Here is a 20,913-nt window from a genome sequence, read left to right as displayed (position 1 = left end):
GGGTCGGGATGCGGTCACCGTCGCGCTCCGCCGCCCCCACGGGCAGATCACCGCCCACCTCACGCCCGACACCGTCCGCCACACCCAAGGCCGGCCCGGCCCCCTCCTGCGTGCGGATGCGGTCGCCGTCGCTCGCCTCGCGGCGGCAGGCGCGGACGTTTGGCAGGTCGTTGACCGTCACCAGGCAGTCGTGGCAGACGCCGATGCCGCAGAACAGGCCGCGCGGGCGGCCGCCGCGGGTGCTGCGCCAGGAGGTGCGGCCCGCGGCCAGCAGGACCGCGGCCACCGTCTGGCCCGGCCGCGCCCATCGCTCCTCGCCGTCCACGCTCACCCGGAACATGTGCCCGCCTCCCGTTCGCTCCCGAGTCCCGGCCGCCCCACCCGGAACGGCTTCGGGTCCACCACGGGCGGCTCGCCCGTATACAGCTGGGCGAGGAGTTCGCCGGTGGCCGCCGCGAGGCCGATGCCCGAGCCCTCGTGGCCCGTGGCGTGCCACACGCCGCGCAGCCGGGGGTCCTCGCCGATGACGGGGAGGTGGTCGGGGGTGTACGGGCGAAAGCCGCCGTAGGCGCGGATGGCCGCCACCGAGCCGAGTACGGGGAACAACCGCACCGCGCCGCGGGCCAGTTCGCCGAGGACCGCGGGGCGTACGGCCGCATCGAAGCCGACACGCTGTCTGCTGGAGCCGATCAGTACAGTGCCGGCGCGGGTGGACTCCACGACCGGCGAGGTGCGCAGCTCGGCGTCGTCGCTGCCGACCGCGCCCACGTAGTCGGCGCCGTAGACCTTGTGCCGTACGGTGCCCGGCGGCAGCGGCGCGGTGACCAGGACCAGCCCGCGGCGCGGCAGCACCGGCAGCGGCACGCCCGCCGCCTCGGCGAACGAACCCGCCCACGGGCCACCGGCGTTGACCACGGCGCCGCACGGCACCGCTCCGTCCGAGGTCCGCACCGCCGTCACCCGCCCGCGCGCACCGCCCGCCCCACCGTCCGTCCCGACGCCGTCCGTTCCGACACCGCCCGTCCCGACGCCGCCCGTCTCGACACCACCCGACCCGACACCGCCCGTCTCGACGCCGAGCGCCTCCACGCCCGTACGGACCTCGCCGCCGCGCGCCCGTACGGCGGCCAGCAGCGCGGTGGCCGCCAGGACGGGCTGGAGCTGGGCGTCCTCGGGGTAGAGGACGGCGGCGGCGACGGCGCGGGTGAGGTGGGGTTCGTAGCCGGGCAGGTCGGCCGGGGGTATCTCGTGCGCGACCACGCCCGCGGCGCGCTGCGCGGCGGCGAACTCCCGCAACGCCCGCGCGCCCGCCTCGCCCGCTTCCGCGCCCGCCACCACCAGCCCGCCCTTGGGCTCGAACTCGCACTCCTGGGTCTGCCCCAGCTCGGCCAGCAGCCGCGGCCAGCGGGCCGCGGAGGCCTGGGCGAGGGCGAGTTCGGGGCCCGGCGCCTTGTCGGAGAGCAGCAGATTGCCCTCGCCGCCCGCGGTCGTGCCGGAGGCCAGCGGGGAGCGGTCCAGGACCGTGACGCGTACGCCGCGCCGGGTGAGCGCCTCGGCGCAGGCGGCGCCGACGATGCCGCTGCCGACGACGACCACGTCGGGGTGGTTCCCCAGGACATGAACACCGTGAAGACCCTGCACGCACCGCACCGCCGATCCGCGAAGAACCTCGAAGAACTTCCCCGTGACAGCTGACAGCGACGCGACGCTCTCATGAGGCAGGAGCGTGGTCAACACCTGCGTCGCAGCGCCCCGTCGATGGCGGCGCCCGCGCGCAGATGATGAAGTGGATCCATGACGCGCATGCCTCACACGCCCGACGCAGCCGGCACGCCCGACACCTCCGCCCCCTCCCCCTCCCCCTCCCCCTCCCCCACAGCCGACACCGAGCCCCTCCCCGGCCCCACCCTGCGCGACCGCGCCGTGATGGCGGCTATCGCACAGGGGGTGGTGAGCCCCGCCGCGCCGGTGGCGGGGCTGCTCGACATCGCGGGCGTCCGGCGCACGGCCGCCGAACTCCGCGCCGCCTTCGAGCAGTTCACCCCGCCCGGCACTCCGGTCCTGCACGCCTTCGCCGTCAAGGCCGCCTCCCTGGTCCCCGTACTGCGCCTGCTGGGCCAGGAGGGGCTGGGCTGCGAGGTGGCCAGCCCCGGCGAGCTGGCGCTGGCCCGCGCCGCCGGGATCCCGCCCTCCCGTACGGTCCTGGACTCGCCCGCCAAGACGCCCGCCGAACTGCGCGAGGCGCTGGCGCTGGGCATCGCCGTCAACGCCGACAGCCCGCAGGAACTCGCCCGTATCGACGCCCTCGTCGGCTCGGCGCCCACCTCCTCACCGGTCGGGCTGCGGATCAATCCGCAGATCGGCGGCGGCAGCATCGGCGCGATGAGCACCGCGACCGACACCTCCAAGTTCGGGGTGGCGCTGCGCGACGCGGGCGCCCGCGACTGGGTCGTACGGGCCTTCCTGGACCGCCCGTGGCTGACCCGGCTGCACGCCCATGTCGGCTCCCAGGGCATGCCGCTGACGCTGATGGCCGAGGGCGTGCGCACGCTGGTCGAACTGGCCGAGGAGATCAACGAGAAGGCCGGGCGGGCGCAGATCGACACCCTGGACATCGGCGGCGGGCTGCCGGTCAACTTCGCCTCGGACACCGTCGCGCCCACCTTCGCCGAGTACGCCCGCCTGCTGGCGACCTGCGCGCCCGCGCTCTTCTCCGGCCGCTACGGGCTGGTCACCGAGTTCGGCCGGGCGCTGCTGGCCAAGCACGGCACGGTCCTGGCGCGGGTGGAGTACACCAAGTCGGCGGGCGGGCGGCCGATCGCGGTGACCCACGCGGGCGCGCAGGTCGCCACCCGTACCGTCTTCGCGCCGTCCGCCTGGCCGATCCGCATCGCGGCGTACGACGCCCAGGGGCGGCCCAAGCAGGGGCCGCCGCTGGCCCAGGACATCGCGGGGCCCTGCTGCTTCGCGGGCGACCTGGTCGCCCAGGACCGCCCGCTGCCCCGCCTGGAAGCGGGCGACCACGCGGCGCTGCTGGACACCGGCGCGTACTACTTCTCCACCCACTTCGCCTACAACTCCCTTCCCCGGCCCGGGGTGTACGGCTATGCGGCGGACGCCGACGGCACGGTCCGCTTCACGGCCGTACGCACCCCGCAGAGCCTTCGGGAACTGGTCGCGGAGAGCGGCGCCGAGCACGCCGACGCGCTCACCGGCCGGTGAGGACCGCCCGGGCGGGGGCGCGGTAAGGATCACGTCCCGGGGGCACAGAGCGCACATGCGGATACCTGACCCGCGGCCCCCCGCCGGTGCGGCGGCCCCCGACGAGACCCCGCTGCGCCGCGCGATCGGCCCCAAGCTGCTGATCCTGCTGGTCATCGGAGACATCCTGGGCACCGGCGTCTACGCCATCACCGGCAAGGTGGCGGGCAAGGTCGGCGGCGCCCTGTGGCTGCCGTTCGCGATCGGCTTCGTCGTCGCCGTCCTGACCGCCGCCTCCTATGTCGAACTCGTCGGCAAGTACCCGAAGGCGGCGGGCGCCGCCCTCTACACCCAGCGCGCCTTCAAGGTCCCCTTTCTCACCTTCATCGTCGCCTTCATGGTGATGTGCTCGGGCCTGGGCTCGGCCAGCGCCGCCGCCCGCGCCTTCGGCGGCGACTACCTCAAGACCTTCGTCGACCTGCCGCCGACGGTGGTCGCGATGGTGTTCGTCCTGGCGCTGGCCGCGCTCAACCTGCGGGGCGTGGCCGAGTCGGTGAAGACCAATGTGGTGCTGACCCTGGTGGAGGTGACGGGCCTGCTGGTCGTGATCACGATGGGGGTGTACGCGGTCCTGACCGGCGGCGGCGAGCCGTCCCGGCTGACCGAACTGCACACCGGCGACGGCGGGTTCGCGCTGCTGACGGGGGTGATGGGCGCCACCGCGCTGGCCTTCTTCGCCTTCCTCGGCTTCGAGGACTCGGTGAACATGGCCGAGGAGACCAGGGACCCCGGCCGGTCCTTCCCGCGCGCCATCTTCATCGGGGTGGCGGTCACCGGCACCATCTACGTCCTGGTCGCGCTGGTCTCCTCGCTCCTGGTGGACGACGAGAAACTGCAGCGCTCCTCCGCCCCGCTGCTGGAGGTGGTGCACGCCGGCGGGCTGAGCTTCCCGCCCGAACTCTTCTCCGCCATGGCGCTGTTCGCGGTCACCAACTCCGCGCTGATCAACCTGATGATGGCCTCACGGCTGTGCTACGGGATGGCGAGCGAGCGCATCCTGCCGCGCGCCATGGGCCGCGTCCTGCCCGGGCGCCGCACGCCGGTCGTCGGCATCGTCTTCACCACGCTGCTCGCCCTGGGGCTGGTGGCCACCGGCGAGATCGAGGGCCTCGGCGACACCACGGCCTTCCTGCTGCTGTGCGTCTTCGCCACCGTCAACATCGCCGTCCTGGTCCTGCGCAAGGACCGCGTCGCCCACCGCCACTTCCGCACCCCCACCGTCTTCCCCGTCCTCGGCGCCACGTTCGCCCTCCTGCTGGCGAGCCCGCTGGCCGACCGCCCGGCCGGCGTCTACATCCGCGCCGGTGTCCTGCTGGCCATCGGCATCGTGCTGTGGGCGGTGAACAAGGCGGTCCTGCGGGCCCGGCCCCGGGCCGGGGGCCAGTGAGCGTCACTCCACGAACAGAGCGCGCCGCACGCCGCTCACGCCGCTCACTCCACGAACAGTCCCCGCTCCGCCGCCCGCGCGTCGAACTCCTCCAGGCGCGACTGGGCGTCGGGCAGCGCGTCGCACATGGCTTCCAGCAGGACGCGGCCCAGGAGCATGGGCGCGCAGGCCGTGTCGAAGGCGAGGCCGGTGCCGACGGCGGCGGGCAGCAGCAGGTCGGTGTGGCGGGCGACGGGCGCGAAGGCGCTGTCGGCGACCGTGACCACGGTCAGGCCCGCCTCGCGCGCGTACGCCAGGGCGTCCACGACCTCGCGGGGATGGCGGGGCAGCGCGAAGCACAGCAGGGTGGTGGCGCCCGCGCGGACCGCCGCGTCGATGCGGTCGGTGAGCATGGTGCCGCCCTCATCCAGCAGACGGACGTCGGGGTGCACCTTGCGGGCGAAGTAGGTGAAGCCCGCCGCCTGCGCCGTGGCCGCGCGCAGGCCGAGCACCGGCAGCGGGCGGGACGCGGCGAACAGCTGCCCGGCCCGTACGACCGGGGCCGGGTCGGCGAGGGCCACGGCCAGATGGCGCAGGTTGTCGATCTCCGCCTGGACCGCCTGCTGGTACTCGTTGTACGAGGCGCTGTCCGCCGCGGCGCCGGCCGGGGTGACCTCGCGCAGGTGCTTGCGCAGCGCCGGGTAGCCGTCGAAGCCGAGGGCGACCGCGAAGCGGGTCACCGACGGCTGGCTGACACCGGCGAGTTCGGCCAGCTCCACGCTGGAGAGGAAGGGCGCGTCGGCGGCCCTGCGCACCATGCAGTGCGCGATGCGCCGCTGGGTGGGGGTCAGGCGGTGCCCCTCGAAGAGCTTCTGCAGCCGTGCCGCCGTGCCGGTGGCGGCCGCAGCCCCGCGCTCGCCCGCGGCCTGTGCCCCGGCCCCGCTGTCCGCGCTCATCGCTTCTTCTTCCTCCTGCTTCCGTGTCCGCTCGACTGTACGGAATCCCGGGCGCTCCCCGGTTCCGCACCGCCTCCGGCCCCGCTCACAGCTCGGCCAGCCGGTCCAGCAGGCCCTCGGCGACGGCCACGTCCTGGGTGAGCGGGCGGTCCTGCATCCGCGGGTCCAGCGCCTGTGCGGCCACGGCGAAGGCCCGGGCCAGCGGCAGCGCGGGGCCGGGTTCCAGGCCGCGCATCCGCAACGCCCGTACGGCGGCGACGAGTTCGCAGGCCAGTACGTGCCGGTAGGCGGCGCAGGCGCGCAGCGTCTGGCGGGCGGCGAGCGAGGCGAAACTGGCCTGTTCCTCCACGCCCCGGGAGAGCACGGCGTGGCCGAGGGAGGCGGGGTGGGTCACGGCGCGCATCTCGCCGAGGGCCGCCCCCGCCGCGTACTCCAGGATCATCACGCCGGAGCTGGCGGGCGCCGCGTCGCCGAGGAAGGGCCGCAGGCGGGTGAGGTCGGGCTCGGAGAGGGCGGCGAGGCGGGCGGTGGACAGCCGCGCGGTCTGCAGGACGGCCAGCCGGAAGGTGTCCAGGGCGAGCGCGGTGTGCGCGGCGTAGAAGTTGCCGTGGTGGTAGGCGGCCCGGTCCTCGACGCTGATGAGGGGGTTCTCGGCGGCGGCGTTCAGCTCCACCTCCAGGACCCGCTCCAGCGCGTCGGCGGCGTCCAGGGCCGGGCCGTGGATCTGCGGGATGCAGCGGAAGCCGTACGGGTCCTGGATGCGGCCCAGCGGCGCCGCGGGGCGGGCGTCGATACCGGCCAGCTCCCGCATACGGGCCGCGGCGGCGAGCGAGCCGGGGTGCGGGCGGGCCAGCGCGACGGGCTCGGCGAAGGGCTCGTGGGAGCCGCCGACGGCGAGGAGGGAGAGGGCGGCTACGGGCAGGGCGGCGCAGAGCAGACGGCGGATGCCGTCCAGGGCGAGCGCGGCCTGGCCCAGGGTGAGGGCGTTGCTGCTGATCAGGGCGAGGGCGTCGTTGCCGTCGAGGGCGACGCGGGCGGGCGGCGGGCCCGCCTCGGCGGACCAGGGGTGTTCGCCGACCAGGGCGAGGCCGGTCTGGGCGAGGGCCGTGAGGTCGCCGGTGCCGACCGCGCCGTAGGCGTTGACGACCGGGTGGGCGCCGCTCTCCAGGGCGGCCAGCAGCGCGGTGATCACGGCGGGCCGCAGCCCCGCGCCGCCCGCGAGCAGCTGATTGGCGCGTACGGCGAGCATGGCGCGCACTTCGCGGGCGGGCAGCGCCTCGCCGATGCCGCCCGCGTGGCTGCGCAGCAGCCGCAGCCCGTGGCCCGCCGCGCGCCCGACGTCCTGGGTGCGGTTGGCGCCGACTCCGGTGCTGCGGCCGTAGACCCGCCCGCTCGCGGCGAGCCTGCGGGCGGTGCGCCAGGCCCGTACGGCGCGGGCGAGGGCTTCGGGGGCGGGGGCGCCGGGCCGGGCGCGGCCGTCCGCGAACCGTACGACGTCGGCGACCCGCAGACGGCGGCCGTCGAGCACGATCCGCTCGACGTCACAGGAAGCAGGTGCGCCGGCCGGACCGGCGGCAGGCGGTACGGCGGTGGACGACCCTGCCGTGGACGACGCGGCCGCGGGAGCCTGCATAGCGTCCAACTCCCTTCCCCGGCACCGGACCAGCGCTGGATATTCACGCGCTGCGACTCTGCATGACCATATACAGGACGGGGCGCGGACCGGGCGGGGAATCAGGGAAGGGCCGCAGGAAGGACCCGGTTTTCGCCCGTGAGGGGGACGGGCGGGGAGGGGAATCGGCAAGGGAAGGGCGGGCCGGGGTCAGCGCGGCTCGGGCAGGGCGCGGCGCAGCGTGTCCGCCAGTTCGCGCAGCCGGCTCTCGGGCAGTCGCACGGAGGGGCCCGCGATGCACAGGGCCGCGCGCACCTCGCCGCGGCGGGTCACCGGTACGGCCAGACAGCACAGGCCGGGCGCGAACTCCTCCAGGTCCAGCGCGAATCCGCGCTCGCGGGCCAGGTCGACCTCGGGCGACCAGGCGGCCCAGCCCTCGGGGTCCTCGACGGCGATCCGGCGGGCGGTGGCGGGGCGGAAGGCCAGCAGGACATGGCCGATGGCCGTGCCCAGCAGCGGGTCGCGGTCGCCGACCCGCACCCCGAGCTTGAGGGGCTGGGCGGACTCCACGGCGTCCAGGTAGACGCAGTCCCGTACCGCGGGGACCGCCAAGTAGCAGGTCTCACCGGTCTCCTGGGCCAGCTTCTCCAGTACGGGGTGCAGCAGGTCGCGCAGTTCCTCGTCGCCGCCGGCGGCCCCGCGGGAGAGCTCGGTGAACTGCTCGGTGAGCACGTACGGGCCGCCGGGCGAGAGCTGGGAGAGGTAGCCCAGGGACTCCAGGGTGGCCAGCAGGTTGTGGGTGGTGCTGCGGCTGAGCCCGACCGTGGTCGCGATATCGCGCAGGCGGGCGCCGTCGGGGCACACCGCCACCGCCTCCAGCAAGGAGAAGGCGCGGGCGACGGACTGGACGCGGCGGGGTCCGGACTCAGCGAGTTCCATCATGCGGGATCCTGTTAGGGGTCTAGGGGATGTATTCCTGCATCGCGGGAGAGGTGCTAGCATCACAGCGATTCCATGATGCGGGATTTAAGCAGCGAAGTACCCGCCGAATCTACTATGAACGGAACGATGTGCCCGATCCAGCCAAGGTCGCCCGGCGCCGTCCGACAGCGCCCGTTCAAGCCACTTGGTGTACCGCAGGCGACAGCGCCGTCGCCGCAGCCTCGATCCGTGGATGAGCCATACGTCCTTGGGGGGACGTGAGTGGCGACGGCATCGCCGTCGCCACTGAACAGCCGGAGGGGAATTCTCAGTGACGGCCTCGGTCAGCACTGTTATGGCGCGGTCCAGCAGGGCCGCGGACGAAGGCGGGGAAGCCTCGGCACGGGGGACCGTACGAGGGAATCTGGCACGGCTGGCATTCGTCGAGATGGTTCCGCTGAGCCGTCTGCTGCCCGCCGATTCACCGCGCAGCGAAGGGGAGGACGCCGCGCACACACGCGCCTTGGCGGAATCAAAGGCCAAGCTGCCGCCGATCGTTGTGCACCGGCCCACGATGCGTGTGGTCGACGGAATGCACCGGCTGCGCGCCGCCGCGCTCCAGGGCCGGACCGAGATCGAGGTCCAGTTCTTCGACGGCAGCGAACAGGACGCCTTCGTCCTGGCCGTCGAGGCCAATGTGGAACACGGTCTGCAGCTGACGCGAAAGGACCGTACGGCCGCCGCACAGCGCATCATGGCCTCCCATCCGCACTGGTCGGACCGGGCCATCGCATCGGCGGTGGGACTTTCCGTGAAAACGGTCGGCAGTATCCGCCGGCGTGCAACTGAAGACATTCCACAGTTGCACGCGAGAGTGGGCCTGGACGGGCGGATCCGTCCGGTCAGCACCGCCGACGGGCGCCGTATCGCCGCCGAGTTCATGACCGCCAACCCGCAGGCGTCCTTGCGGGAGGTGGCCGCCGCGGCGGGCATCTCGACGGGGACGGTACGCGACGTACGCGAACGGCTGCGCCGCGACGACGACCCCGTACCCGTCAAACAGCGCAGTACGGGCGGGAGTTCGCCGGACCACGGGGGCGCGGCGGCGGTGGCGGCGCGGGCCGAGGAGCCGGCCGGGGCCAGGAGCCAGGAGTCCATCCTGCTGGCCCTGCGCAAGGACCCCTCGCTGCGCTTCACCGAAGCCGGCCGCTCGCTGCTGCGGCTGCTGGACAACCGGGCGTATTCCCCGGAGTTTCATGAACAACTGATGTCGGCTCTGCCGCCGCACAGTTGGAACACCGTCGCGGACGCGGCGCGCCAGTGTGCGCAGACCTGGCTCGATCTCGCCGAGCGCCTTGAGCGCGGTGCGCCCGGACAGTAGCCGTCCCGGACATTTCGGCGTCCACATCCTGATCTTCTGTTAAGCGACGGTTAAATTCTGGCCCGCTTGGCCGATTTCCCTTTCCTCAGCCGTTTTCCGGCATGAATCATCGTCGTTGTCCGCACGTTCGGTATCCCGGCGAGAATGGTCTCCGAACCGCTGGACGACCATTGCCACCACATCGCTGGCAGAAAGTTTTCCGACCGGCTGTCATGTTTTTCGGCAACCGATAACCGACCCCCTTCGACCGGGCACTCGGCTTTTCACGCCGCGCTGCTCCGACTCCGCATGCCCGAGCGCCTCTCGCGCGCCGGCCTGACGCACTCCTCAACTCCCCTCATCGGCACAAGAAGGAAGACATCACCATGCGCAGTGTCGCTTTCGTTCTCGGTACGCGCCCCGAGGCCATCAAGGTCGCCCCGGTCGTCCAGGCCCTGCAGGAGGACCCGCGGTTCGACCCGATCGTGGTCTCCACCGGCCAGCACCGGCAGATGCTGGACGAAACCCTGGAAGTGTTCGGCATCAAGCCGGACATAGATCTGGGGATCATGGCGCCGAAACAGACGCTCGCCCAGGTCACCTACCGGGCGCTGAACGGGCTCGCCGACCGGCTCGCCCCGCTTCCCGCCGAGGCCGTACTGGTGCACGGGGACACCGCCAGCACCCTGGCCGGCGCGCTGTTCGGCTTCCACCACCAGGTGCCGGTGGTGCACATCGAGGCGGGGCTGCGCAGCGGCAACCTGGCCTCGCCCTTCCCCGAGGAGGGCAATCGCCAACTGGTCTCCCGTATCGCCCAGTTGCACCTGGCGCCCACCCCCGGCAACGCCGCCAACCTGATCCGCGAGGGCATCCCCAGCGACCGGGTGGTCGTCACCGGCAACACCGTCATCGACGCGCTGCGCTGGTCCAGCGAGCACGCCGTGGCGTACGGCCACCCCGCGCTCGCCGACCTGGACAGCGACCCGCGGCGGGTCATCCTCGCCTCCGCGCACCGCCGCGAGGCCTGGCCCCACCTGCCGCAGATCGCCCAGGCGCTGGCCGAGATCGCCTCCGGGCCCGACACCCGCATCGTGGTCCCGCTGCACCGCAACCCGGTCGTACGGGAGGCCCTGCTGCCCGTGATCGGCGACCACCCCAACATCACGGTCGTCGACCCGCTGCCCTACCTCGGCTTCTGCAAGCTGATGCGGCGCGCGGACATCATCCTGTCCGACAGCAGCGGCTCCCAGGAGGAGGGCCCCGCACTCGGCAAGCCCACCCTGGTCATCGGCGACATCACCGAGCGCCTGGAGGCGGTGCTGGCCGGTACGGCCCGCCTGGTGGGCCGTACCACCGAGCGCATCGTCGCCGAGACCACCCGGCTGCTGCGGGACGAGACGGCGTACAAGGAGATGGCGACGGCGGCCAACCCGTACGGCGACGGGCGGGCCACCGCGCGGACCGTGGGCGCGCTCGCGCACTTCTTCGGCGAGGGCCCGGCGGTGGCCCCGTTCGTCCCCGGCGGCGAGCCGCAGTGGCCCGAGCTGCGCCAGCCGGTCGCCGCGTAGAGCCGTGACAGAGCAGCAGCAGCGAGCAGAAGAGAGCCCATGAGCACCGCGACCCCCACCCCTGCCGCATCCGACGCCTTCGCGTCCGCCGACGGCCCGTACAACATCGTCAAGACGCTCAACTTCACCAGCCGCTTCGTGGCGGCGAGTTGGGTGCGCCGGGCCAAGGACTTCCCCGTACGGGAGCGGACCATCGTCGTCAACCTCGACGCCGCCCCGGCCCGCATGGAAGGCACCGGGAACCGCACGCTGCCCGCCTTCTCCTCGACGATCCTGGCCAACACCCGTATCACCAGCGCCGAATCGCTGGTCCTGCTGCGCGTGGAGGAGTCCGCCGACATCGCCGGCATCGTGCGCGAGCCCGGCTGGGCGCTGCTCGGCGACCTGATCGGCGACGCCCCGCACACCGGCCCCGGCCGGCCCTTCCCCCGGCAGACGCCGCTGTGGCGGGGGCCGCAGGACGCGGCGGGACGGCTCCGCTTCGACCCGGCGTACGCACTCGGCGAATCCGCCGTTCCCGGCCCGCGGCGGGAATTCCAGGTGAAGGTCAACCTCTGGTTCGCGCCCGAGCACACCGACTGCGCCATCCACAACCAGCACGACTTCATCGAGGTGCACACGCAGGTGCACGGCATCGGCCGTATGCAGAAATTCCACGAGCAGGACCACGGCACCCTGTACGAGGACGTCCTCATGAGTCCGGGCTACACCACCCCCATGCCCTTCTGCGCCACCAGCGGCGACACCTTTGTCTACCCCTGGCACCAATACCGCGCCGACACCCCCTGTGTGTGGCTCGCGGTCGAATACCACCTCGACAAGTAACGAGGAATTCCCATGACTTCCCCCCTTCCTGCCCCCCTTCCTTCCGCCGCGCCTTCCCCGGCGCGCTCCCTCGCCCGCATCACCAAGGCCGTCGTCCCCGCCGCCGGGCTCGGCACCCGTTTCCTGCCCGCCACCAAGGCGACGCCCAAGGAGATGCTGCCCATCGTCGACAAGCCCGCGATCCAGTACGTCGTCGAGGAGGCGGTCGCCGCCGGCCTGCCCGACGTCCTGATGGTCACCGGCCGCAACAAGCGCGCCCTGGAGGACCACTTCGACCGCAACTTCGAGCTGGAGGAGACCCTGCGCCTCAAGGGCGACGAGGGCCGGCTGGCCCGGGTCCGCGAGTCCAGCGACCTGGCGAGCATCCACTACGTACGCCAGGGCGACCCCAAGGGCCTGGGCCACGCCGTGCTGTGCGCCGCCTCGCACGTGGGCGACCAGCCCTTCGCCGTCCTGCTGGGCGACGACCTGATCGACCCGCGCGACCCGCTGCTGCCCCTGATGACCGAGGTGCGCCGACACCACGGCGGCAGCGTGGTGGCCCTGATGGAGGTCGACCCGTCCCGGATCCACCTCTACGGCTGCGCGGCGGTGCGCGGGACGGACGAGGAGGGCGTGCTGCGGGTGACCGGCCTGGTGGAGAAGCCGGACCGGGACAGCGCCCCCAGCGCGTACGCCGTCATCGGCCGCTACGTCCTGGACCCGGCCGTCTTCGGCGTCCTGGAGCGGACTCGACCCGGGCGCGGCGGCGAGATCCAGCTGACCGACGCGCTGCGGGCGATGGCCGCCGATGAGTCGCTGGGCGGCCCGGTGCACGGCGTGGTCTTCTCGGGGCGGCGCTACGACACCGGGGACCGCGCGGACTACCTGCGCGCGACCGTACAACTGGCGTGCGAGCGCGAGGACCTGGGGCCGGAGTTCCGGCAGTGGCTGCGTGGCTACCTCGCCGCGGCCTGAGACCCGACGCCCGGAAGCGCCGTCCCCCGCGGGGCGGCGCTTCCTGGTGTGCACGGCGGGCCGCTCAGGCGGCGGGGGCCGTCGCGTGCCGGTCCACGAACTCCGTCAGGGCCCGGGCGAACGCCTCGGGCTGCTCGAAGGGGAGCGCGTGCCCGCTGTCCAGCTCCAGGTACTGGGCCGAACCGATGGCCGCCACCAGCTCCTTCTGGTGGTGCGGCGGCACGATCAGGTCCTGGGAGCCGGCCACCACCAGGGTGGGAGCGGTGATCCGCGCCAGCTGCGCGGTGATGTCCACCCGGGTGTTGAGCGCGGACTGGCGGGCCATGCCCTCGGAGTCGAACAGCTCGTTGAAGCCCGCCACGCCCTGCGCGAAGTCGTCCGCCGTGCGGGTGGCCAGGGTCTTCGCGCCGATCGCGGTGAGCTGGAGCATGCGCGAGAGCAGGTCCTTGTCGGTGCGCAGCAGCCGCTGCCACAGGTCGAACTGGAAGGCCTGCCAGGGGTCGGTGACCGCCCAGCCCGCGTGCAGGAACAGCGAGCGCACCCGCTGCGGCCGCTCGCCGGCGATGGCGGCCGCCACCGTCGCGCCCAGGGAGTGGCCCGCGAGGTGGAAGGTGTCCAGTCCGGCCGCGTCCGCGGCGCCCAGGACCTGGGCCACCAGGTCCTGGACGCTCAGCGGCGCACCGGCGTCGGTGGTGCCACCGGAGCCCGAGAGGGTGGGCGCGACGATGGTGTAGCGGTCCTTGAGGGCGTCGATGACCGGCGCCCAGTTGCCCTCGGGGGTCGCCCCGGTGCCGTGCACCAGGACCAGGGCCGGGCCGGTGCCGGTGATCAGGCACCGTACGGCGCTGTCGCCGCCGGAGAGGGGGACGGTGACGGTGGTGTACGTCATGGCGGGTCCAACCTTTGCTGTCTGCTGTACGGCCGGCTGTCAGGCGCTGACGGCGGTACGGTCGGCGGCTTCGGAGGCGGCGACGGTGCGCGAGGCACCGGCCTTACGGGTGGTCAGCGCGGCGATCACGGCCAGGACCAGGCCGCTGCCGCTGAGCAGGGCGCCCACCCAGTTGGTGTTGTTGTAGGCGAGGCCGCCGCTGATGGCCAGGCCGCCGGCCCAGGCGCCGATGGCGTTGCCGAGGTTGAAGCCGGCGATGTTGGCGGCGGAGGCCAGGGTGCCCGCGCCGGGGGCCTCCTGCATGACCCGGGCCTGCAGCGGCGGGACCGTACCGAAGATGACGGCGCCCAGCAGGAACAGGGAGACGGCCGCGGGGATCTTGTAGTGCGCGGTGAAGGTGAACGTCGCCAGCACGATGGTCAGGACCGTGAACAGGACCAGGATGGTGGCCATCGGGGCGCGGTTGGCGGCCTTGCCGCCGGCGATGTTGCCGATGAAGAAGCCGAAGCCGAACAGCACCAGCAGCCAGGTGACGCTGCCCGCGGCGAAGCCGGTGATCTCGGTCATCATCGGGCTGACGTAGCTGTAGGAGGCGAACAGACCGCTGAAACCGAGCGTGGTCATGGCCAGCGCCAGCCACACCTGGGGCCGTTTGAAGGCGGCGAACTCCTGGCGCAGACTCGCGTTGGGGTCGGCGGGCTGGCTGGGCACCATGGCCGCGACGCCGAGCAGGCCGATCACGCCGAGCGCGGTGACCGCCCAGAAGGCCGAGCGCCAGCCGAACTCCTGGCCCATCCACGTACCGGCGGGCACACCGATGATCGTGGCGATGGTCAGGCCGCTGAACATCATCGCGATGGCGCCGGCCGACTTCTCGGGCTTGACCAGCGAGGCCGCGACCACCGAACCGACGCCGAAGAAGGCGCCGTGGCACAGGGCGGCGATGATGCGGCCGACCATCAGGATCGCGTAGTTGGGCGCGAGCGCGGAGACCGCGTTGCCGATGATGAACAGCACCATCAGGCCGAGCAGTACGTGCTTGCGCCGCATGCGGGTGGCCGCCGCGATCAGCGGGGGCGCACCGATCGCCACACCGAGGGCGTAGCCGGAGATGAGCAGGCCGGCCGTGGGGATGGAGACCGAGAAGTCGCTGGCGACCTCGGGCAGCAGCCCCATGATCACGAATTCGGTGGTGCCGATACCGAACGCACTGATCGCCAGGGCCAGTAGGGCGAGTGGCATGGGGAACCCTTCAATGTAGTTGCAGACGCCCATCGCGGGCGTTGTAAATAGTTGCAGACGCCCCTTACCCTCGCAAGGCGCATAGTTGCACACGGGCCGGATCCGGCCGTACGGGCGCGGAGGCGCGCGCGGGTTCCCGCGAGCCCGTACGGCTCGTGCGGGGGAATGCGGGGGAATGCCGGGTCATGCAGAGTCGTGCGGGGCCGTGCGGGAGCACTCTTTGCACGCCCGCCCCGCAGGGCCAACTCCGCTAAAGTGAAGCGCAGTCGGGGGATTTCTTCGGCCGGTGCTCGATATTCGCCCGGCCCTTCCGCGGGGCACCCTTACCCGCCCGCACGCGGATTCCCCACCTCACCTTTCCCCTTCGCATTCCGGTATGCCGACGCACGGGTCGGCACGCCCTTACGTCTCCATTGCCTTCGCCGCGCCAGCCGTTGAAAGGAAGGTCCGTGAAAGAGGTTCCGCATCCCGCCCCCGGGGCCGGGAAAAGTAACGCGAAACTCCCGTCCCTGACCGGGGTCAGGTTCATCGCAGCAGCCCTTGTCGTGCTGTTCCACGCCTCGCTCACCGAGATGCTCAACCCCTTCGCCGACACCGGCGTGGCCGACGCCTACAAGACGGTGTTCAGCAAGGCCGGCTGGATGGGCGTGTCCTTCTTCTTCGTGCTCAGCGGGTTCGTCATGACCTGGGCGGCACGGCCCACCGACACCCTCACCGGCTTCTGGAAGCGCCGGCTGCTGAAGATCTACCCGAACCACGTCGTGGTCTTCGCCCTGGCGATGCTGCTGCTCGCCGGAACCGCCGCCACCAAGGTCTCGGTCTGGCTGCCGAACCTGCTGCTGGTCCACTCCTGGTTCCCCAGCGAGGAGACCTTCATCAGCGTCAACCAGCCCGCCTGGTCGCTGTGCGCCGAGCTCCTCTTCTACCTGCTCTTCCCCTTCATCCTCCCGCTGGTGAAGCGGATCTCCGAGCGCCTGCTGTGGAGCGCCGCCGCCCTCATGGTGGCCGGCGTCCTCGCCCTCCAACTGTGCGTGGACTTCCTGCTGCCCAGCGCGCCGCTCACGCCCAACCACCCGCTGTCCGAGCCGCAGTGGTGGATCTCCTACAACTTCCCGCCCTCGCGCCTCTTCGAGTTCGTCCTGGGCATGGTGATGGCCCGCCTGGTGATGGCCGGGCGCTTCCCGCGCATCGGCCTGACGGCGGCGGCGCTCTTCATGGCCGCCGGCTACGGCGTCGCGCTGGTGGTGCCCTGGCAGTACGGCCTCACCGTCGCCATGATCATCCCGGTGGCCGTGCTGGTCAGCGCGGTGGCGGCGGCCGATGTCGCCGGGCGCCGCACCTTCTTGTGCAGCCGTCCCATGGTCTGGCTCGGCGAGGTCTCCTTCGGCGTCTACATGTTCCACTTCGTGGTGCTGATCGTGGCCCAACGCCTGCTGGACGGGCGCCTGTTGTCCGTACCGGCCGGCACCGCGGTCATCGCGCTGTGCCTGGCGCTCTCGCTGCTCGGCGGCTGGCTGCTGTACGTCGGCGTGGAGCGCCCGGTGATGCGCCGCTGGGGCCGCGGCAAGCCGCGCACCCGGACCGGACCGCCCGCCACGCCGGGCGGCCGGGGCCCGTCCGTCCCCGCCCCCTCCGGCCAGGACGGCGACCCGGACCGGCCCACCGACAAGCAGCTCGTACCGGCCGGCTGACCCGCCCCGCCCTCCCGTACCCCCGTACCCCCGTACCCCGCCAAAGGAGACCCCCATGGCCACCGAGCCCGCCCGCGAGCCGCTGCGCATCCCGTCCTTCGCCCCGGAGCTGGTCGCCGGCCAACTCCGCGACGGCTACTGGCTGGAGGCGCCGGACATCGACGGCGACGGCAGCCCCGACCTGTTCGGCTACGGCCTGCGGCTGGGCGAGATCTACTGGTACGACAACGACGGCGACTGGACCCGCCGCCTGGTCGCCGACAAGATCAAGATGCCGGTGGGCGCCGACTACGCCGACGTCAGCGGCACCGGCTCGCCCGACATCATCCTGTGCTACGAGCTCTACGGCCCCATCGGCACCATCCACGACCCCGACCCCCGGGGCGGCAAGATCGACTGGCTGGAGAACCCCGGCGCCGCCGACAAGGACGAGACCCGCTGGAAGCGCCACTACATCGGCCGCGCCACCGGCATGCACCGCCTGCGCGCCGGCCACTTCACTCAGACCGGGAAGCTGGAGGTCGTCGGCCTGCCCATCGTCGCCGTCGAGGACGTCCACGCCGTCCTGCCCGTGGTGATGTTCACCCAGCCCGACGACGTCCACACCGCCGAGGAGTGGCCGAAGACGGTCATCGACGACGCCCACTACCGCATGATCCACGGCGCGGAGAAGAAGAAGGGCCTGATCCCCGGCGACCCCGAGCGCGACTCCCTGCTGCTCGCCTCCGACGAGGGCGTCTCCTGGCTCTACTACGACACCGGGCGCGGCGAGTGGGTGCACCAGCTCATCGGCACCGGCGAGCTGACCCAGTTCGAGCAGACCGGCTTCCGCGGCAGCGGCGACCTGAACGCCGGCCGCATAGGCGACGACCCGATGGCCTACGTCGCCGCCGTCGAGCCCTTCCACGGCAACACCGTCGCCGTCTACGTGAAGGACCAGGACGGCCCCGCCGACCGGGTCTCCTGGCGCCGGGTCCTGCTGGACGTGTACGGCGACCCCAACGAGAACGGCGAGGGCCCCGGCCACCAGATCGTCTGCGCCGACTTCGACGGCGACGGCGAGGAGGAGTTCCTGGTCGCGCTGCGCGGCCCCTGGCCCTGGCAGGGCGTCATGTACTACAAGGCCATCGACCTGAAGAACGGCGTCTTCGCCAAGTGGCGCGTCTGCGACGAGTCCGTGGCCCGCATCGCCACCGCCGACTTCAACGGCGACGGCCGCCTGGACTTCGCCACCATCGCCTACTCGGTGCAGAACTACTACGTCGCCAAGGACGCCAAGGTCATGCTCTACCGCAACCGGATCGAGCAGGCCTGACCCAGGAGCCCCGCGCCCACCGGGCCGAGCGCCCTCCGTCCCGCGCCACGGACGGAGGGCGCTCCTGCGCCTGCGCCCGTGAAGTCCACCGGTCCGTACAGGAATTGCCCGTACGCAACGGCCCCTATCCCTCTCCCCGCACCCGCGTAGCCGACTCCCGCTCCGACACCCGCGGCGCGCACAGGATGCGTTTACGCCGCACCCGGCGGCCCTCGATCGCGGCCACCGCCAGCCGCGCCGCCTCCTGGGCGATCCCGGCCAGTCCCCAGTCCAGGGTGGTCAGCGGCGGGGTGAGGACCCGCGAGACGGGGTGGTCGTCGAAGCCGACCACCGAGATGTCCCGGCCGACGGCCAGCGACGCCTCGGCCGCCGCCGCGTACACCCCGTACGCGATGGAGTCGGAGAAGCAGAACACCGCCGTGGCCCGGCGCCCGTCCCCCGCGCCCAGCACCCGGCGCGCCGCCGCCGTCGCCTCGCCCAACTCCTGGGCGCAGGGCACCACTTCGGCGGCGAGCCCGAGGCGGTCCGCGGCCTCCCGTACGTACACATCGGCGGGCCGGTCCGGGGTGGAGGGGCCGGTCGGCGTCAGGACGGTGACCCGGCGGTGGCCGAGCCCCGACAGGTACTCCAGTACGGCGTCGATCCCGGCCCGGTTGTCGAAGAGCACCTCCCCCGCCGTACGGGCCCGGCGCAGCGAGTCCCCGATGGAGACCACCGGCACCGCCTGGGCGATCGCCGCCCAGGCCTTGGCCGAGGGGTCCACCGGCGAGACCAGCAGGCCGTCCACCCGCTGGTCGCGCAGCTGCTTGGCCAGGGCCAGTTCGCGCTCGGGGTCGCCGCCCGCGTCCACGATCAGGGCGTAGCGGTCGCCCGCCAGCAGCTCGCGCCCTATGGCGGCCATCAGCTGCTGCTGCCACAGGTCCTGGAGGTCGCCCGCCAGCACCCCGACCATGCTGGTGCGGCCGCTGGCCAGCGCGCGGGCGATCGGGTCGGCCTCGTAGCCCAGCTCGGCGGCGGCTCTGCGGACCCGTTGTTCGGTCTCTTTGGAGACGTGCTTGCCGCGCAGTGCGTAGGAGACGGCGGCGGTGGAGAGTCCGGTGGCCTCGGCCACCTCGCGGAGGGTGGTGCGCTTATTGGGCCTGGCCATGACCGGAAGCCTACCCAAGGGCTGTTCGGGCGCCCCGTCCGCGCTCCGCCGCGCCCTTGACAGCGCAGCGTGTTAATCGCTTCACTTAACCGCATCAGTGAAGCGCTTAACTCCCTTGCCCCAAGGGCCTGTTGACCCGTACGGACCCACTGGCCCGCACCGCCCGGGCAGCGGCCGCCCGGCCGCCGCCCGCGCCCCACCGCAGCCACCGCCCCGCCCGCTGCGGCCGTCCCTACCCCCCTGTCCGCTCCCTGGGGAGGCCCGTGCCCACCGACGTCCACCAGCACCTGTGGCCACCGCAGTTCATCGAGCTGCTGCGGGCCCGCCGCACCCCGCCGCGCCTGGACGGCTGGATGCTGCACCTGCCGGGCGAGCCGCCCTACGAGGTGCGCCCCGCCGACCACGACATCGCGGCCCGCGCGGCGCTCGCCCGCGCCGACGGCCTGGACCTCGCCCTGGTCTCCCTCTCCAGCCCGCTCGGCGTCGAATACCTCCCGCCCGCCGAGGCCGACGACCTCCTGTCCGCCTTCCACGACGGCGCGCTCGCCCTGCCCGCCCCCTTCGGCGCCTGGGCCTCGCCGTGCCTGTCCGCCCCCGAAGCCGACCCCGAGCCCGTGGAGCGCGCCCTGCGCCGCGGCTGCGCCGGCCTCCAACTCCCCGCCACCGCGCTGCTCGACGCGGCGGGCTGGGAGCGCTGCGCACCCCTCCTGGACGCCACCGCCCGCCTGGACAGACCCCTGTTCGTCCACCCCGGGGCCGCCCCGCCCGCCGGGCTGGGCGCGCCCTCCTGGTGGCCCGCGCTGGTCCCCTACCTCCAGCAGCTGCACGCCGCCTGGTTCGCCTTCCGCGCCTTCGGCCGCCCCCGCCACCCCCGGCTGCGGGTCTGCTTCGCCGCGCTGGCGGGCCTGGCCCCGCTGCACGGAGAACGCCTCGCCGCCCGCAGCCCCGGCCCCGGCAGGGACCGCGGCTGCGTCGACCCCGAGGTGTTCTACGAGACCTCCTCCTACCGCACCCGCGCCGTGGACTGCCTGGTGCGCGCCGTCGGCATCGACACCGTCGTCCGCGGCAGCGACCGCCCGTACGCCGAGCCGGCCGAGCCCGACCTGGGCGCCGAGGCCGCCGTCCACGCCCTGCTCACCGCCAACCCCGCCCGCCTCCTGGGCCCGACGAAGGGAGCCCACCCATGACGCACCGACCGCCCACCGCGCTCCGCCTGCCCGCCGCCACCGGCACGGCCGCCGCGCCCCTGGACGTCTTCGCCGCCCTCCCCGAGCGCGACCTGGACAAGCGCGAACTGCGCTCCCTGGTCGACCGCCTGGCCAAGCGCCCCGACCTGTGGCGCGAGCGGATCGCCTTCTCCGACACCGCCCGCCACTACGCCTCCCTCCACCGCGACCAGTACGTCGACATCTGGCTGCTGTGCTGGACGCGCAGCAACGACACCGGCTGGCACGACCACGACATCTCCTCCGGCGCGATGCACGTCGTCCAGGGCGTGGTGACCGAGTCCAACCCGCGCATCGGCGGCGAGCACCTGGCCACCGCCATCGGCGCCGGGACCTCGCTGTGCTTCGGCCCCGACCACATCCACCGCCTCACCGGCGCCACCGACGACGCCGTCTCCCTGCACGCCTACTCGCCGCCGCTGTGGAGACTGGGCCAGTACGACATCACGGGCGACGGCCTGATGCGCCGGGTCTCGGTCTCCTACGCCGACGAGCTGCGCCCCCTGGACAGCCCCGCGGCCTGACCCCACCCGTACGCCGCACCATCCATCCCCTCCCGCCCCCGCCCCCGCTCGCC

At 73.0% G+C, this 20,913-nt stretch carries 17 protein-coding genes and 1 pseudogene; 10 read left to right on the top strand and 8 right to left on the bottom strand.

All coding sequences use genetic code 11. From position 1 onward, the window contains the following. Positions 1-94: 94 nt before the first annotated feature. Together AC4IJH_RS23990 and AC4IJH_RS23985 are read right to left on the bottom strand one after the other, a co-directional pair. Positions 95-340, bottom strand: a pseudogene (locus tag AC4IJH_RS23990) ((2Fe-2S)-binding protein); the annotation flags it as partial. Beyond that, entirely contained in the window at positions 328-1,641 is a 1,314-nt protein-coding gene (locus tag AC4IJH_RS23985; protein WP_490853887.1) for an NAD(P)/FAD-dependent oxidoreductase, read from the bottom strand. The pseudogene AC4IJH_RS23990 and the gene AC4IJH_RS23985, both read right to left, overlap by 13 nt. A 285-nt stretch (positions 1,642-1,926) precedes the next feature. On the opposite strand from AC4IJH_RS23985, the gene AC4IJH_RS23980 reads away from it, so the two are divergent. Both AC4IJH_RS23980 and AC4IJH_RS23975 read left to right on the top strand, forming a co-directional pair. Next, a complete protein-coding gene (locus tag AC4IJH_RS23980) occupies positions 1,927-3,222 on the top strand; it encodes a type III PLP-dependent enzyme domain-containing protein (RefSeq protein WP_490853903.1) in 1,296 nt (431 codons plus the stop codon). A 55-nt stretch (positions 3,223-3,277) separates the two neighbouring features. Beyond that, a complete protein-coding gene (locus tag AC4IJH_RS23975) occupies positions 3,278-4,648 on the top strand; it encodes an APC family permease (protein ID WP_490853886.1) in 1,371 nt (456 codons plus the stop codon). Between the two features lie 44 nt (positions 4,649-4,692). Here AC4IJH_RS23975 and AC4IJH_RS23970 read toward each other — a convergent pair whose 3' ends face one another. The 3 genes from AC4IJH_RS23970 to AC4IJH_RS23960 form a co-directional block, all read right to left on the bottom strand. After that, positions 4,693-5,583 carry a MurR/RpiR family transcriptional regulator gene (locus tag AC4IJH_RS23970; protein ID WP_490853885.1) on the bottom strand — a complete coding sequence of 297 codons (891 nt, stop codon included), beginning with the start codon at positions 5,581-5,583 and terminating at the stop codon, positions 4,693-4,695. Positions 5,584-5,668: 85 nt separating this feature from the next. Beyond that, positions 5,669-7,216, bottom strand: a complete 1,548-nt coding sequence (locus AC4IJH_RS23965) for an aromatic amino acid ammonia-lyase (RefSeq protein ID WP_490853884.1) — start codon at positions 7,214-7,216, stop codon at positions 5,669-5,671. Between the two features lie 189 nt (positions 7,217-7,405). After that, complete coding sequence (locus AC4IJH_RS23960; RefSeq protein ID WP_490853883.1) at positions 7,406-8,137, bottom strand: IclR family transcriptional regulator; 732 nt, start codon at positions 8,135-8,137, stop codon at positions 7,406-7,408. A gap of 502 nt (positions 8,138-8,639) precedes the next feature. On the opposite strand from AC4IJH_RS23960, the gene AC4IJH_RS23955 reads away from it, so the two are divergent. The 4 genes from AC4IJH_RS23955 (at position 8,640) to AC4IJH_RS23940 (ending at position 12,826) form a co-directional block, all read left to right on the top strand. After that, positions 8,640-9,497: a ParB/RepB/Spo0J family partition protein gene (locus AC4IJH_RS23955; RefSeq protein WP_490853882.1), complete on the top strand. Its 858-nt coding sequence runs from the start codon at positions 8,640-8,642 to the stop codon at positions 9,495-9,497. A 365-nt stretch (positions 9,498-9,862) separates the two neighbouring features. Beyond that, on the top strand, positions 9,863-11,044 hold the full coding sequence (wecB, locus tag AC4IJH_RS23950; RefSeq protein WP_490853881.1) for a non-hydrolyzing UDP-N-acetylglucosamine 2-epimerase: 1,182 nt from the start codon (positions 9,863-9,865) through the stop codon (positions 11,042-11,044). Between the two features lie 39 nt (positions 11,045-11,083). Further along, on the top strand, positions 11,084-11,869 hold the full coding sequence (locus AC4IJH_RS23945; protein ID WP_490853880.1) for a hypothetical protein: 786 nt from the start codon (positions 11,084-11,086) through the stop codon (positions 11,867-11,869). A 12-nt stretch (positions 11,870-11,881) separates the two neighbouring features. Next, a complete protein-coding gene (locus AC4IJH_RS23940; protein WP_490853879.1) occupies positions 11,882-12,826 on the top strand; it encodes a UTP--glucose-1-phosphate uridylyltransferase in 945 nt (314 codons plus the stop codon). 64 nt (positions 12,827-12,890) lie between these two features. Here the strand turns inward: AC4IJH_RS23940 and AC4IJH_RS23935 are convergent, their stop codons facing one another. Further along, a complete protein-coding gene (locus tag AC4IJH_RS23935; protein ID WP_490853878.1) occupies positions 12,891-13,715 on the bottom strand; it encodes an alpha/beta fold hydrolase in 825 nt (274 codons plus the stop codon). Positions 13,716-13,754: 39 nt separating this feature from the next. Continuing rightward, a complete protein-coding gene (locus AC4IJH_RS23930; RefSeq protein WP_490853877.1) occupies positions 13,755-14,957 on the bottom strand; it encodes an MFS transporter in 1,203 nt (400 codons plus the stop codon). A 449-nt stretch (positions 14,958-15,406) separates the two neighbouring features. Between AC4IJH_RS23930 and AC4IJH_RS23925 the strand changes: the two genes are divergently transcribed. Both AC4IJH_RS23925 and AC4IJH_RS23920 read left to right on the top strand, forming a co-directional pair. Continuing rightward, complete coding sequence (locus tag AC4IJH_RS23925; protein WP_490853876.1) at positions 15,407-16,648, top strand: acyltransferase family protein; 1,242 nt, start codon at positions 15,407-15,409, stop codon at positions 16,646-16,648. Between the two features lie 55 nt (positions 16,649-16,703). Continuing rightward, on the top strand, positions 16,704-17,963 hold the full coding sequence (locus AC4IJH_RS23920; RefSeq protein WP_490853875.1) for an FG-GAP repeat domain-containing protein: 1,260 nt from the start codon (positions 16,704-16,706) through the stop codon (positions 17,961-17,963). 124 nt (positions 17,964-18,087) lie between these two features. Here the strand turns inward: AC4IJH_RS23920 and AC4IJH_RS23915 are convergent, their stop codons facing one another. Then, the gene (locus AC4IJH_RS23915; protein WP_490853874.1) at positions 18,088-19,110 is read right to left on the bottom strand and encodes a LacI family DNA-binding transcriptional regulator; all 1,023 of its coding nucleotides are present in this window, start codon (positions 19,108-19,110) and stop codon (positions 18,088-18,090) included. A gap of 263 nt (positions 19,111-19,373) precedes the next feature. Between AC4IJH_RS23915 and AC4IJH_RS23910 the strand changes: the two genes are divergently transcribed. Next, positions 19,374-20,297, top strand: coding sequence for an amidohydrolase family protein (locus tag AC4IJH_RS23910; RefSeq protein ID WP_490853873.1), 924 nt, complete (start codon positions 19,374-19,376; stop codon positions 20,295-20,297). Then, on the top strand, positions 20,294-20,860 hold the full coding sequence (locus AC4IJH_RS23905) for a cysteine dioxygenase (protein WP_490853872.1): 567 nt from the start codon (positions 20,294-20,296) through the stop codon (positions 20,858-20,860). Before AC4IJH_RS23910 ends, AC4IJH_RS23905 begins: the two co-directional genes overlap by 4 nt. The last annotated feature ends 53 nt before the right edge of the window (positions 20,861-20,913 follow it).

This window comes from Streptomyces sp. UF-297, from assembly GCF_058245575.1.
Note: the sequence above shows the minus strand (reverse complement) of the source record. Positions and strands in the feature narration are given on the sequence as shown.